Genomic DNA, 508 nt, shown 5'->3' with positions numbered 1-508 from the left:
AGTTTTCCTTCTTTAACGTAGGTATCCTTCAGGCTGTCAATCGTAACTTTGCTGCCATCCTGCATGGTCAAGGTAATGGTACCGGAACCATCAGCACCATAGGTTACAGCACTGGATTCAATCGTGCTGCCTTTGAGCTGACCGAGGTTAACGATATCCGTGTCTACCGTACCGACTGCGACGTTGGTGATCTTATTACCTCCATTGTCGAGGCCGGTATTAGATAACTTAACCTGCGAGACCGTCGGATTTTCTACGGCATCGATCGTCGTACCGTCAGCCTTGGTGTAGACGTTGTTGGTTGCATCATAGGTAGCGTCGGTCAAATCCGAATACCACTTACCGTCCTGGCCTTGAACTAGAGTATTACCGTTAGCATCCTTCGCACCTTGGGAAAAGGTAACACTGCCGTCACCCATAGAAATGGCTTTTGCTAATTTCACTTTAAGGGCGTCACCGTCTTTTATAACGCCGATGTTATCGGCTGCCGTAAATTCAGTAGCACCGC

At 48.4% G+C, this 508-nt stretch carries 1 protein-coding gene; it reads right to left on the bottom strand.

What is annotated here, in order from left to right:
• Window positions 1–508, bottom strand: a 508-nt coding sequence (locus tag A0U42_RS10435) for a hypothetical protein (protein WP_141669523.1), incomplete at both ends; no start/stop codon positions are given.

The organism is Megasphaera sp. DISK 18, from assembly GCF_001682955.1.
GTDB classification, from domain to species: domain Bacteria; phylum Bacillota; class Negativicutes; order Veillonellales; family Megasphaeraceae; genus Megasphaera; species Megasphaera massiliensis.
This window is presented reverse-complemented; position numbering and strand designations above follow the sequence as displayed.